Source organism: Streptacidiphilus alkalitolerans, from assembly GCF_042511045.1.
Lineage (GTDB): Bacteria > Actinomycetota > Actinomycetes > Streptomycetales > Streptomycetaceae > Streptacidiphilus > Streptacidiphilus alkalitolerans.
On the sequence record NZ_JBHEZX010000006.1, the window covers coordinates 296,992 to 310,327 of the forward strand.

A 13,336-nucleotide genomic window follows, 5' to 3' on the forward strand; every position below is an offset into this window, starting at 1 on the left:
AAACCTAAACCTAATCGGTTTAGGTTAACTTCCCTCCGCCCCCACGCACGCACCACGGAAGGACCCCATGGAGCCACAGCTGCGCCGCGGGACGCTCGGGACCGGTGACATCGCGTTCTTTGTGATCTCCGCCGCCGCCCCGCTGATGATCCTGGCCGGTGTCGCCCCCTACGCGATCCTGGTCGGCGGCATCGGCACCCCCTCCGCCTACCTCATCGCCGGGCTGGTGCTGACCGTCTTCGCGGTCGGGTTCACCACGATGTCCCGCTACGTCTCCAACGGCGGCGCGTTCTACGCCTACGTCCGGGCCGGCCTCGGCCGTCCCGCCGGGGTGGCCGCCGCCGTGCTGGCGCTGATGTCCTACAACGCGGTGCAGATCGGGATGTACGGCCTGCTGGGCATATCCGCGCAGAGCACCGTCCAGTCGCTGGCCGGGGTCGACATCCCCTGGTACTGGTACGCGCTGGCGGGGGTCGGGCTGGTCTGGTTCGCCGGCTACCGCAGCATCCAGTTCGGCGCCAAACTGCTGGCCGCGCTGATGATCGCCGAGTCCGGCATCCTGGTCCTGCTCGCCGTCGCGATCCTGCTCAAGGGCGGTGCGCACGGCCTGGACCTGCGGTCCTACGCCCCCGCACACGTCTTCACCGGCGCCACCAGCTCCCTGCTGGTGTTCGCGTTCGCGGCGTTCATGGGCTTCGAGTCCACCGCGATCTACCGCTCCGAGGCCCGCGACCCGGCACGCACCATCCCGCGCGCCACCTACATCGCGGTCGGCTTCCTCGGCCTGTTCTACAGCTTCATCGCCTGGACCATCATCCAGGGCTTCGGCGACGCCCAGGTGCAGGCCGCCGCCGCGAAGGACCCGGCCGGGCTGGTCTTCACCGAGATGGACAGCTACGTCGGCCACGGGGCGACCGACGTCATGCACCTACTGATCATCAGCAGCACCCTCGCCTCCCTGCTGGCCTTCCACAACGCCATCAACCGCTACACCAAGGCGATCGCCGACGAGGGGATGCTCCCGGCCCGGCTGGCCGCCGTGCACCCCCGTACCGGCGCGCCGTACCTGGCCGGCGGGCTGCAGAGCGTCCTGTCGCTGGTGGTGGTGGCCGCGTTCGCGCTGGGCGGGCTCGACCCCTATCTGAACCTGCTGATCTGGGTGAACACACCCGGCGTGGTCGGCCTGGTGCTGCTGCAGGTCCTGGTCGCCGTCGCGGTCCCGGTCTACTTCCGCCGGATCGACCACACCGAGGGGCGCTGGCGCACCCTGGTCGCCCCGGTACTGGCCGCGCTGGGCATGGCCACCGCGCTCTACCTCATGATCACCAAGATCGCGCTGCTGACCGGTGCGTCGGACACCGTCAACGTGGTCCTGGTCGGCCTGGTCCCCGCCATGATCATCACCGGTGCGGTGCTGGCGCTGTGGCTGCGCGCCAAGCGCCCGCAGGTCTACGCACGACTCGGCGCGCCCGCGCCGGTCCCCGCCGAGGAGGCACGCCTTGTCCGCAGCTGACACGATCATCGTCGCCGACCGGGTGCACACCCTGGACCCGGCCGGCACCCGCGCCGAGGGCGTCGCCGCGGCCGTCGCGGTCAAGGACGGACTCATCGTCGCCGTCGGCGGTGCCGCCGAGGTCACCGCCCAGTGGCGCGGCGCCGCCACCGAGGTCCAGCACCTGCCCGGCGCCACGCTGGCCCCGGGTCTGACCGACGGTCACATGCATCCGGTCTTCGGCGCGGGCAGCTTCCGCGGCGTCGACCTGTCCGGCTGCCGCACCGTCGCCGACCTGCGGGCCGCGCTCGCCGCCGCCGTCGCCGGCACCGGGCGCGGCGAGTGGATCAGCGGCTTCGGCCTGGACCACAACACCTTCCAGGGCGCGCCGATCACCAACGCGGTGATCGACGAGGTCCTGGACGGCATACCGGCGCTGCTGGTCCTCTACGACGGGCACTCCGCCCTGGCGAGCTCCGCCGCGCTGCGCGCCGTCGGCATCGAGGGCCCGCGCACGTTCGCCAGCCGGTCGCAGATCGTCTGCGGCCCGGACGGCAGGCCGACCGGGCATCTGCTGGAGGACGGCGCGATCCGCCTGGTCCGCGACCTGATGCCGGTCGCCGACCTGCAGGAACGCCGGGCACAGGTACTGGACCTGCTGCACTCCATGGCCGCCACCGGGCTGACCGGCGGCCATGTCATGGACTGCGAGGGCGACGCGCTGGAACTGATCGCCGGAATCGAGGAGTTGCCGCTGCGGCTGCGGATCGCCCCCTGGGCGATGCCCGGCGACATCGACGCCCAGATCGACCACCTGCTGGCGCTGCGCGGCACCGGCGGGCCGCGCTGGAGCGTGGACGCGGTCAAGTTCTTCATCGACGGAACCGTCGAGGGCGGCACCGCCTGGCTGGAGACCGCCGACTGCCACGGCCGGAGCACCGACTCCTTCTGGCACGACCCGGCCCACTACACCCGCGCGGTCCAACGCCTGGACGCCGCAGGGATGCAGGCTGTCACCCACGCCATCGGCGACGCCGGCGTCCGCCACGCGCTGGACGCGCTGGACCCCTCGATCGGCCCGGGCGGCCCGGCCGGCCCTGGCGCTCCGTCCGTCCGGCACCGGATCGAGCACATCGAGACGCTGCCCTACGACCAGATCAAGCGCTTCGCCCACCTGGACGTGGCCGCTTCGATGCAGCCCACCCACACCGCCTACACCAGGGCCGACCACAGCGACGACTGGTCCACCCGGCTCGGCGCCGAACGCGCCGGACGGGCCTGGTGCTGCCGCGATCTGCGCGACACCGGCGCCACCCTGGTGCTCGGCTCCGACTGGCCCATCGCCCACTTCGACCCCCGGCAGGTGCTGGCCACCGCGCAGTTGCGCAGGCTGCCCGGCACCGACAGCCGACCGGTCGGGCCGGAGCAGGCGCTGACCGCGCTGATGGCGCTGGAGGGCATGACCACCCACGCCGCCCACGCCACCGGGCAGGGCCACCACGCGGGCCGGATCGCCCCCGGCCACCGCGCCGACCTCACCGCCTTCGGCCTCGACCCGCTCACCGCGCCCCCGGACGAACTCGCCGAGGCCCCGATCCGCCTCACCATGGTCGACGGCGTCACCACCCACCGCGGCTGACCCCGCAGGAACCCCGCAGACTGTCAGCCCCGCACCGTTCGCCAGTGCGGGGCTGACGCGTGCTCAGTCCGCGAGCGGGAGGATCGCGCTCAGCGGCAGGACGGTGTGCTTGAGGTCCGGGTCGACGGGGTTGTTGAGCGCCGGGTACTTGGGGCCGCCGGCGTCCCTGCGGTAGGCCGCGGTCGAGTGCTCGGGGTTGTGGTCGAACTCCGGGATCACCTGGTCGCCGAAGAGTTCGACCATCTCCAGGTGCTCCTCGAAGGACATGCCGGCGGCCAGGCCGAACACCAACTGGTCGCAGCCGACCTGCTGGTAGGCCTCGACCTGCTCGCAGACCTCCTCGGGGGTCCCGCAGAGCAGGTAGCCGCCCTTGATCAGCTCGTCCAGCAGTTCCTCGCCGCCCAGCGAGCCGAGGTCGATCGGCGGGTCGGGCCAGGTGATCCCGTCCACGGACTTGGGCATGGTGTCGTGGTAGAGGTTCACCAGGGTGACGATGTAGGCGTTGCCCGCCGACAGCGCGATCTCGCGGGCCCGCCTGCGGTCGTTGAGGCAGACCACGGCGTTGGTCATCATCACATTGTTGTTCTGGTAGTCGCCCAGGATCTCGACCGGGTTCTCCGCGGCCTCCTTGTAGGCCTCGATCCGGCCCTTGAGGTTGTAGATCGGCTCGAAGTTGAAGGCGATCGCGCCGATTCCCAGCGAGCCGGCCTTGGCGAAGGAGCCGGGGTTTCCGCAGGCCATCCAGATCGGCGGGTGGGAGTGGCCGTAGGGCTTGGGCAGGATGTTGTGCGGTGTGGGGACGGTGAAGTGCTCGCCCTGGAAGGAGTAGTCGAACTGCTCCCACATCCGGACGATCTCGCGGGAGACCTCGTCCCACTCGGCCTTGGTCGAGTCGGTGTCCATGATGTTGAAGGACGCCACCTCGTGGGAGCCCGCGCCCCGCCCGGTGCCCCACTCGAAGCGGCCTTCGGTGATGTGGTCGAGCATGGCGGCTCGTTCGGCGTAGCGGACCGGGTGCTCCTTGCGCGGGGAGAGCGAGTTGATGCCGGTGCCCAGGTGGATCCGCTCGGTCCTGGCGGCCACGTAGCCCATGACCACCTCGGGCGCCGACATGTGGCTGTATTCGGTCAGGGAGTGGTGCTCGCCGAACCAGACGTACTTCCAGTGGTGCTTGTCGGCCTTGATGGCGATGTCCATCTCCCGCCGCAGCGCGAGGTGTTCCGAGGCGCGGTCGTGCGCGGCCGGGCCGGGGATGAATCCGTTGACGAAGATGCCGAACTCCACGGCTGGTCCTCCTGGTTCGTCACGAGTGCCCCGCGGGTGGCCGCACGGCGATGCGCAGAGCAGTTATCTGACTACCCGTCAGTTATTAGACATGCTGCCCGTCGAAAACGGAAGGGACCCGGAAGGGACCCGGAAGGGACCCGGAAGGGACCCGGTCGCAGCGGCGGCTTCTCCCAACGGGCTTACCTTCGTGTCATATTGAATGCGCTGGTCAGAGGTGTCGCGTCTACCGGGAATACCCCGGCGGAGCGGGCCGGGTGTGCAGAACCAACACATCTCGCAGAACGAAGGCGTATAAGTCATCACAAGTCCGGGTGCGGTCGCGCTCTGTTGCCGCTGGCTGAAGGGACCGGCCGGGAAGGAAGGGAACGGGTGACGACGACAAGGGGTAGGCATGACCGACGCCAGGGAGAGGCCCGTGCAGCGGGAGGAGCACGGGACGTGGCCTTCGTGGGAGTTCGACGAGAACGACGAGAACGACGACACGAGCTTCCGGAAGCTGGCGCGCTACGCCAGCTTGGCGGCGATGCAGCGGCTGGGCCTGTTTCTGCACGGCATCAATACGGAGAAGACGGAGGACACGGAGGAGACGGGGCAGGAGCGGCTTCGCCTGCTGTACGAGCGGCTGCGGCAGCGTGCGCCCTCCCGCAACCCGGTACCGTTCAAGCTGGGCCGGAGTCAGCGTATCCGCGACCCCGAATGGGTTGATCGGGACTCTGGCAACTGCCTCGACCTGTCGCTGATGTTCGTGACCATGTGCATGGAGGCGGGCCTGCGCCCCTACTTGTGCTTGCGCACTGGAGGGGATAGCCAGCACGCTTTCGTGCTGGTCGACGTCGACCCGACGAAGGCCGAGCTCAGCCATTGGCCGCCACCGGTAAGCCACCGGCCCACCACGACCCCGGACGTCTACCAGCTCGCCGGCGGCCTGCGGCTCGAATCCGAGGGCATTGCCATCGATGTCACGCTGGCCTGCCGAGACCAGGAAAGGCCCTTCTCCGAAGCAGAGGAAGGAGGAGGCAGGGAGGTTGGGAGGGGGAGAGGGAGGGGGAGCACCTACATTGTCGACATCGTCGGAGCTCAATCCGACCCCGACCTGTCCCCCTTCTCCTGGGTCTCGCCCTACGCCCGCTCCGCGATCGGTCGCCGTCTGCCGCCGAGGCCGAGCTTTACCTCTTTCAACAGCCGCGCCGGGCTCTTTGCGACGTTGAAGCAGCGGGCGGACGCGGGTGGGGTCATCGTGCTCTACGGCGCTCCCGGCACGGGCAAGACCCTGCTGGCGCACCAGCTGGCCATCAGTGTCGACTTCGGATGCGGCTGGTTCCTGAACGCCTCCGACCGGCGGGCCCTGAACTACTCGCTCGGCGAGGCAGAGATCGACGAGGCGGGCGCGGCTCACCCAGGACTGGGGCAAGGAGCTGAACGTGAGGTGTTCGCGATGCTCGCCCGCCAGCGTCTGCTCGGATCCAGCGCGCCCTGGGTGGTGGTGGTGGACAACGTGGGTGTCGGGCCGGACCGGATCAACCTGCCGCAGGGGAAACACCCCGGTCAGTTGGTCGTGGTCACGACGAACAACCCGGCCTGGGCCGAACAGCCGGAGACCATCACGCTGAGCGGTCTGGATCCGTGCGAGGTGGCCCAACTGCTCGGCGAAGATGCGCCGTTCGAGGGCCTGGATGGAAGCCCCCTGCTGATCGCGGCCTCGGCGCGCTTCCACGCCGCCGTGGGCCATCACTGGTGGCAAAACGGCGCTCCACAACCCGCGGAGCCCTGGACGACCCCCGGACTGCTCTGGGCGGCGGCCAAGCCTCGGCTGAGCATCGTGGAACTCTGCACAGCGATTGCGATGGCCTGGCTCCCCGCGGTGCCCCTGGCCCCGGAGCTTCTGGCCGTCAGCCTGTACGGGCCCTCTGACGCGCCCGCCGACAAGGTCACTGAGCAGCAGGAGACCGAACTCACCGAAGTGGAGAATGCGGTGAGAAGACTTGAGAAGCTGGGCCTGGTCGACTGTGCCGGGGGGCGCACCACCATGCACCGACTGTTCCGCAGTGCGGTACGCGACGACATGGCTGCGACCGACAGTAAGGCCGTCGCGGCGGTGAGCCAACTGTGCGGCAATCTGCTGGACGCCGTTGACCAGCCACCGGACGGGGCCCCGGGGCTGGAAGCGCCGCCGGTCTTCCCCCGGGACTTGTTCATGGACCCGGCCGAGGATGTGCGATCCATCCGCAATCTACTCAACGGCGCTTCCCCATTGGCCGTGACCGCGCCCGCCCTGTACGCGCTGGGCCGAATGGTCGAACGGCACGACGTCCGGACCGCCGCTGAGATCTTCGCCGATGTCGAGGCTGCCCTGGAGGGCCAGAACACGGACGCCTGGTCGCCGGCCACCCGACTGATGGTTGCCGACTGCCTGCGCAGCAAGGCAAGGGAGGTGCTGTGGGCTCGGCCATCGCCGCTGAGCACCCAGCAGGCCGTCGATTGGTGTAGGGAGGCTATCCGGCTGTGCGCACTGCCAGGAGCCACCGCGCCGGTGGGCCGGGCCGCCAGGCTGGCCGCCTCGCGCGCCGAGGCCTTGCTGGGTCTCCTGCTACGCGTCCAGTCGGGACGCATCACGCAGTCGAAGGAGGAACAGCTCAAGCAACTGCGGGTGGCCGCGTCGGCCCTGGAGCACAGCATCGCGGAGCGGTCCGCGCTGGGCGGGGCGGACAGCCCCGAGGTGGACCGCAGCATGTTCAACCTGGCCGGCCTGGAGCTGCGGCTGGCCTGGGTGGATCGGGCGGTACCGGCCGCCGGGCACCTCTCGAGAGCGGAGAGGTACTACGAAGAGGTCCTACGAATCCGCAGACGGCGTTACGGTAGCAGCGAGTTGGAGGAGGTCGCCTGCTGCGTGAACGGTCTCGCACTCGTCGGCTTCTACCGTGTTCTGCTGGTGCAGGTCCCGGACGACGATCGGGTCCGGTTGCTGCGCGAGGCCGCCGAGCACGCGGCCGAGGCGGTGCGGATCCGACAGGGGCTCGGCGGGCAGGCCGATACCGAGGACAGCAGCGACACGGTGAAGAGCCTGGCCCTCGCCACAAAGATCACCCTGCTGCGACTCGACGTCCAGCAGCGAATGAAGGGCCCGGGCCCCGACGCCCGCGCCTCACAGGACGTCGCCGCCGGCTACCAGGCAGAGTACGACGACGCGTATCACCGCCGAACCGGCGGGGAAGACCCCGCACCCCAGGACAACGTATCCCGATGACCATCCGTTTCGACCGCCCCCAACTCCCCGGCACCGGTAAGAACCTGCCGTCCGACATCGACACCTGGCTCGGCTCCGACGCCATGCGGGCGCTGCTGACGGCCTTCGGCGGCGACCCCGAGCAGCTCTCCGGAAGCATCGACGACCTCCCGGCCCGCTGCGCGCGGCTGCTGGAGTTCACCGAGCAGACCAACACCCGGGTCGGCGACCTGGAGCGGCACGAGACCGGTGAGCTGGCGATGACCGCCGAGCAGGCCGAGGTGGTGCTCGCGGTGGTGGACGCGCTCGGCCTGCGCAACTCCCAGCCGCCCGACCACGCCGAGTACGACCATGTGCTGATGCTCGGCGGCCTGATCAGGGCCTGCTTCAACCGCCCCGCCTACGCGGCCCAGTTGGTGCGCGAGGGCAGGGTGGGGGCGGGTGCGGTGACGGCGCTCGGCGCCCACCGGCCGTTCCGGGAGAACCTGGTCAACCCGCAGGAGGACGAGAGGCTGCTCGCCAGGGGCCTCGGCCATCCGGGTCTGACCGACGAGTACCAGGCCCTCGACCTCGGCACCAGGCTGGCCTTCGGCCTCGGCGAACCGGAGTCGGTGGAGGGCGAGACCTCACCCGATCCGGTGAACCTGCCCGGTCTGACCTGGGGCATCCACCACTACCGGAGGGCGGACGGCAGCTCCGCCCGGGTGGCGGCGGCGCCGTCCACCGAGCCCCAGCGGCGCGCCCACACCGGGGAGACCTACGAGTTCTTCGCCCGGGAGATGGCCGAGTTGACGCCCGGCACCCGGCTGCTGCTGGTCACCACCCCGATCTACCTGCCGATGCAGCACTTCACCGCCGTACGGATGCTCGCCCTGCCGTACGGCGTGGAGGTGGAGACCGTGGGCGGCGACCCGGCGGCCCAGCCGAACGAGCTGGTCCAGAGCTTCACGCCGACCCGCTACCTCAACGAGATCCACACCAGCGCCCGGGCCCTCAAGGCGCTCGCGGACGCGCTGGCCGAGCAGGACGAGCGCTGACCCCCGCGGCGGCGGGCGTGGACGCGCCCGCCGCCGGACGTCGAGCGACTTCGCAGGGCCGGCGAACCAGCAGGACCTTTGAGCACCCGGAGAAGGTCTCGGACGGCTTCCGGTCCTCCACCACCCGCCAGGTGGCGCACCGGGTCGTGTACAACGCCATCGACTCGCTGCTGCGGGACCGGGGCGGACCCCGGTGCCGGGGGCGAGACCGGGAGCCGGTCGGCCATCCGGCCGGGCCGGGAGAACCTGCCTAGACTGGGTCGCAGGGGGGTCGCCCTACGGAGGCCGCCATGACGCGTCAGCACCACTTCCACCTCGACCACGCCGGGCACTCGATCACCGTGGACGTCCGCAGCGGCCACGCCCGGGAGATCGAGCTGCTGGTCGACGGCAAGGAGGTCGGTTCCCGGCGCGAGCGGGCGTCCGACGCGGCCAGCCTGCCCGGCGAACTCCCCGGGGATCCGGCGCTGCCGTTCACCGTGCGGGTCGAGCACCTGCGGCACCGCTCGCACGAGCCGAGCTGCACGGTCCTGCTGGACGGCCGCGAGCTGCCCATGGCCGAGCGTTAGCGCCCGCCCGCCGACAGGACGCCTCCGTGGCTACTGGTGAGGTGGGCGTAGACCACGACATTGCCCAGGTACTCCTGGCGGGCCTTGTCGAAGCCGGCGCCGCAGGTGATCAGGCGCAGCTCCGGGCGCGTCGCCGGGCCGTAGACCTTCTTGCTGGGGAACTGCTGGGCGGTGTAGACCTCGATGGCGTCGATGGTGAAGACGGCGGTGACGCCGTCGGCACGGTCGACGTCGACGGTCTGGCCCTTCTTGAGCGCCCCGAGGTTGTAGAAGACGGCCGCGCCCTGCTCGGTGTCCACATGCCCGGCCAGGACGGCCGTACCGGTGGCGCCGGGGGACGTTCCGTCGCGGTACCAGCCGGCCAGGTTCTGGTTGTTGTCCGGCGGCGGCACCAGCCGTCCGGTGCTGTCCAGGGACAGCGCGGTGAGCGGGGCGTCGACCTTGATCGACGGAATGCGCACCCTGGTCGGCGCGGACGGCGGCAGCGGGGGGACCGCCGGGGCCAAGGGGCTCGCCGCGCTCGGCTCGCCCGCGCTGTCGTAGGCGGGGAACGCCTGGGCGGCGCTGGGCTGGGGCGGGGGTGTCGGTGCCTGCGCACCGTGGCCTATCAGCCAGACTCCGAGGCATATCGCGACGATCGCCGGAGTTCCCAGCACGGTGCGGCGCAGCGTGCCGCCGCGGCCGTGGGCGGATTGGTCCACTGGTGCCTTCCTCGGTTCACGGGCGGGGCGGTTTCGCGGGCGCGGAGCTCCCGGCGGCGGCCCTGTGCCCCGCGACTGGGTCACGGGGCACAGGGAGTGCAGCCAGGTACGGCCGGGGAGGTGTTCCGGTCAGGCCTGGCTGCCGCTGTGGCGGCGGCGCAGCACGAAGGCTCCGGCACCGACGGCGGCGAGCAGGCCCGCGCCCAGGGCGATGTCGCCGGAGTTGGTGCCCTCACTGGTGCTGCCGACGCCGGTGTGGATCGGGCCGACCGGGACCTTGGAGTCCGGGCAAATCCGGGCCGCGTCCGAGGCGGTGAGGTTCACGTTGTTCTGCAGCGCGGCGATGTTGTCCTGCTCGGCCTTGCCGGGGTGGCCGCCGGCGGCCACCTGCTTCTTGTAGTCCGCCACGGCCGCGTCGTAGGCCGACTGAGCCTTCTCCGCGGCGGCGACCGCGGCGGCGCAGGCCGGAGTGGTCTGCGGCAGAGCGGTGGCGGCGTGGGCGGCCGGAGCGGCCAGCGCGACGGTGGCGCCGAGGAGAGCGGTCCCGAGAAGCGTGTTGATCGAACGCACGATTTCTACCTCCGGTGAACAAGGACCCGGCACTTCCTGCGCCGGAGAGTTGACCTTGCTCGCATCCCCAGACAAGCCCAGCGGCTGTGGCGCCGCCTGCCGAGAACCCGGCGGGCGGCGACGGCCGCTCCGGCGCGTCGTCGCGAAAATCCAGGATTCACGCAGTTCAGCGTGGTAATGGCGGGTCAGACGACGGTTCGTCAGTACCCGAGCCGAACGGGTGACCGGCAGCTGACGCCCACCCAGCTGACTTCCGCTCAGGCCACCGGGAGTTGCGGAACGGGCCCGTTCTCTTGACAGTGCTCCGACTAAGGGCGGATTCTCCTGAGAGCGCTCTCACGACTCCCTCCACGCCGCCGCTCCCCAGCCAGAAGCGGCGTGCTCGACCCCGCCCGCACGCGGAATCCCCCACCCATCAGGAGTTCACATGTCGCTCAGAGGCACGCGCTTTCGCTTGAGCCGCCGCCGACCGGAACGGCGGTTCGCCGTCGGCCTGCTGGTCCTCAGTGCCGTTGCCGCGGTCACCATGGCGGGCTCCCCCGCCGCTTCCGCCCAGCCGACCGCCGCCCGGGCCGTGGCCGCCGCGGTGCAGCCCGCCGCCGTGCCCGCCGCGCCCTCGGGGTTCACCACCACCTGGAGCGACGACTTCAACGGCGCCGCCAACTCCGCGCTGGACACCGGGACCTGGCGCTACGACGCCGGCGCCGGCGCCAACTTCGGCACCGGTGAGATCGAGACCACGACCACCAGCACCGCCAATGTGTACGAGGACGGCAACGGCCACCTGGTACTCAAGGCGCTGCACTCGGGCACCGACCCGAACGCCGGCTGGACCTCGGGCCGGGTGGAGACCCAGGCCGACGGCTTCGGCGCGCAGCCCGGCGGCGTGGTCCGGATGCAGGCCTCGATCCAGCAGCCCAACGTCACCACGGCGAACGGCGCCGGGTACTGGCCGGCCTTCTGGATGCTGGGCTCGCCGCTGCGCATCGGCGTGCCGTGGCCGGGCTCCGGCGAGATCGACGCCATGGAGGACATCAACGGCCGCAGTTCGCTGTTCGGGACGCTGCACTGCGGAGTCAGCCCCGGCGGCCCGTGCAACGAGTCGACCGGCATCGGCAGCGGTGAGCGCGCCTGCGCCGGCTGCCAGACCGGCTACCACACCTACGCGGTGGAGGTGGACCGGTCCACCTCGCCCGAGCAGATCCGCTACTACCTCGACGGCGCCGTCTACTTCACCATCAACTCCAACCAGGTCGACGCCGCCACCTGGGCCAACGCGGTCGACCACTCCTTCTACATCATCTTCGACCTGGCCATCGGCGGAGCCTTCCCTGCGGCCTTCGGCGGCGGCCCCAACGCCAGCACCGTCTCCGGCGGAGCGCTGAACGTGGACTACGTCGCCGTCTACAACAAGGCGCCGGCCGCCGCCTCGGGCACCGACATCGCCCTGGGCAAGCCCACCACGGCCTCGTCCGCCGAGAGCGCCCAGTTCCCGGCCTCCAACGCCACCGACGGCAACATCACCACCCGCTGGTCCAGCGGCTTCAGCGACCCGCAGTGGCTCCAGGTCGACCTCGGCCAGAACTACAACCTCAGCCACGCGACCCTGACCTGGGAGGCGGCCTCCGCGGCGGCCTACCAGATACAGACGTCGAACGACGGCACCAACTGGACCACCATCGCCACCAACAACAACAGTCCGGTGGACATCCAGGACCTCAGCCTCTCCGGCTCCGGACGCTACGTCCGGGTGAACGCGACCAGCAGAGCCTCGCAGTACGGCGACTCGCTCTACGAGTTCGCGCTCTACGGCACGCCGTCGAACGGCGGCGGCACCGGCGGCCCCGCCACCCTGCTGTCGCAGGGCAAGACGGCCACCGCCTCGTCCGTGGAGAACGCCAGCTTCACCGCGCCCAACGCGGTCGACGGCAACGCCGGCACCCGCTGGTCCAGCGCCTTCACCGACCCGCAGTGGCTGCAGGTCGACCTCGGCGCCAGCCACACCATCAGCCAGGTGGTGCTGAACTGGGAGGCCGCCTACGCCACCGGCTTCCAGATCCAGACCTCGGCCGACGGCAGCAACTGGACCACCGTCTACTCCACCACCACCGGCACCGGTGGCAACCAGACCCTGAACGTCAGCGGCACCGGCCGCTACGTCCGGGTCTACGGCACCGCCCGGGCCACCCAGTGGGGCTACTCGCTCTGGGAGTTCCAGGTCTACGGCAGCTGACCGCAGCCGCCGCCGGCCAGACCGCCGAGGGCCCCGACCGTACGTCGGTCGGGGCCCTCAGCGGTCCGCGGGGAGGGCGGCGGCGGGGGCGGCCTCGGTCCAGTCGCGCAGCGGGCCGACCCAGACGGTGGTGATGCCGCTGATGTAGCGGGCGCCGCAGACGTCGGTGGGGACCACCAGCTGGGGTCCGGCCTCGTCCAGCGGACGGCCGTCCATGCTGGTGGCCAGCAGGATCTGCTGGCCGCTGAACTCGGGGTCGATCTCGGCCCAGGACAGCAGCACGAAGTGCCCGTCGGCGCCGGTGACGGTGAGCAGGTGGCCCAGCCTGGCCTTGCGGGTGCCGGCCTCGAGCCAGGGCTTGGCGGTGCGCAGCACGTCCCAGAGCATCGGGCCGTCGAAGCTGTGGTGCTGGGGTCCCTTGCTACTGCAGTCGAAGGTGACCTCGGCGTGGTGGGAGGGCAGGCTGCGCAGTTGTTCCACCGTCAGTTCCGCCGGACGGTCGAGGTGGCCGTGCAGGAGGACTGCGGGGTTGGAGCGACTCATCTGGAGCCCCTTCCGAGGCGGCACCGTACGGACGACAGGGGT

The 13,336-nt window shown here is 70.7% G+C and carries 10 protein-coding genes; 6 read left to right on the forward strand and 4 right to left on the reverse strand.

Features of this window, described 5'->3' with window-relative positions; genetic code table 11:
• The first annotated feature begins 67 nt into the window (after positions 1-67).
• On the forward strand, positions 68-1,513 hold the full coding sequence (locus tag ACEZDG_RS16430) for an APC family permease (protein ID WP_380509332.1): 1,446 nt from the start codon (positions 68-70) through the stop codon (positions 1,511-1,513).
• Positions 1,500-3,131, forward strand: a complete 1,632-nt coding sequence (locus tag ACEZDG_RS16435) for an amidohydrolase (RefSeq protein ID WP_380509335.1) — start codon at positions 1,500-1,502, stop codon at positions 3,129-3,131. Before ACEZDG_RS16430 ends, ACEZDG_RS16435 begins: the two co-directional genes overlap by 14 nt.
• Before the next feature lie 63 nt (positions 3,132-3,194).
• Here the strand turns inward: ACEZDG_RS16435 and ACEZDG_RS16440 are convergent, their stop codons facing one another.
• On the reverse strand, positions 3,195-4,415 hold the full coding sequence (locus ACEZDG_RS16440) for an LLM class flavin-dependent oxidoreductase (protein WP_380509338.1): 1,221 nt from the start codon (positions 4,413-4,415) through the stop codon (positions 3,195-3,197).
• A gap of 394 nt (positions 4,416-4,809) precedes the next feature.
• Between ACEZDG_RS16440 and ACEZDG_RS16445 the strand changes: the two genes are divergently transcribed.
• The 3 genes from ACEZDG_RS16445 (at position 4,810) to ACEZDG_RS16455 (ending at position 9,247) form a co-directional block, all read left to right on the forward strand.
• Positions 4,810-7,662 (forward strand): tetratricopeptide repeat protein, encoded by a 2,853-nt coding sequence (locus ACEZDG_RS16445; RefSeq protein ID WP_380509341.1) that lies wholly within the window; start codon positions 4,810-4,812, stop codon positions 7,660-7,662.
• Positions 7,659-8,678, forward strand: coding sequence for a hypothetical protein (locus ACEZDG_RS16450; RefSeq protein WP_380509344.1), 1,020 nt, complete (start codon positions 7,659-7,661; stop codon positions 8,676-8,678). The genes ACEZDG_RS16445 and ACEZDG_RS16450 overlap by 4 nt, the downstream gene beginning before the upstream one ends.
• A gap of 290 nt (positions 8,679-8,968) precedes the next feature.
• Positions 8,969-9,247, forward strand: coding sequence for a hypothetical protein (locus ACEZDG_RS16455; protein ID WP_380509347.1), 279 nt, complete (start codon positions 8,969-8,971; stop codon positions 9,245-9,247).
• On the opposite strand, the gene ACEZDG_RS16460 is transcribed toward ACEZDG_RS16455, so the two are convergent.
• Both ACEZDG_RS16460 and ACEZDG_RS16465 read right to left on the reverse strand, forming a co-directional pair.
• Positions 9,244-9,948, reverse strand: coding sequence for a class F sortase (locus ACEZDG_RS16460; RefSeq protein ID WP_380509349.1), 705 nt, complete (start codon positions 9,946-9,948; stop codon positions 9,244-9,246). The genes ACEZDG_RS16455 and ACEZDG_RS16460 overlap by 4 nt on opposite strands.
• A 129-nt stretch (positions 9,949-10,077) precedes the next feature.
• Positions 10,078-10,518: a hypothetical protein gene (locus tag ACEZDG_RS16465; protein WP_380509352.1), complete on the reverse strand. Its 441-nt coding sequence runs from the start codon at positions 10,516-10,518 to the stop codon at positions 10,078-10,080.
• A 526-nt stretch (positions 10,519-11,044) separates the two neighbouring features.
• Between ACEZDG_RS16465 and ACEZDG_RS16470 the strand changes: the two genes are divergently transcribed.
• On the forward strand, positions 11,045-12,751 hold the full coding sequence (locus tag ACEZDG_RS16470; RefSeq protein ID WP_380509821.1) for a galactose-binding domain-containing protein: 1,707 nt from the start codon (positions 11,045-11,047) through the stop codon (positions 12,749-12,751).
• 57 nt (positions 12,752-12,808) lie between these two features.
• Here ACEZDG_RS16470 and ACEZDG_RS16475 read toward each other — a convergent pair whose 3' ends face one another.
• Entirely contained in the window at positions 12,809-13,294 is a 486-nt protein-coding gene (locus ACEZDG_RS16475) for a molybdopterin-dependent oxidoreductase (RefSeq protein ID WP_380509355.1), read from the reverse strand.
• Between the last annotated feature and the right edge of the window lie 42 nt (positions 13,295-13,336).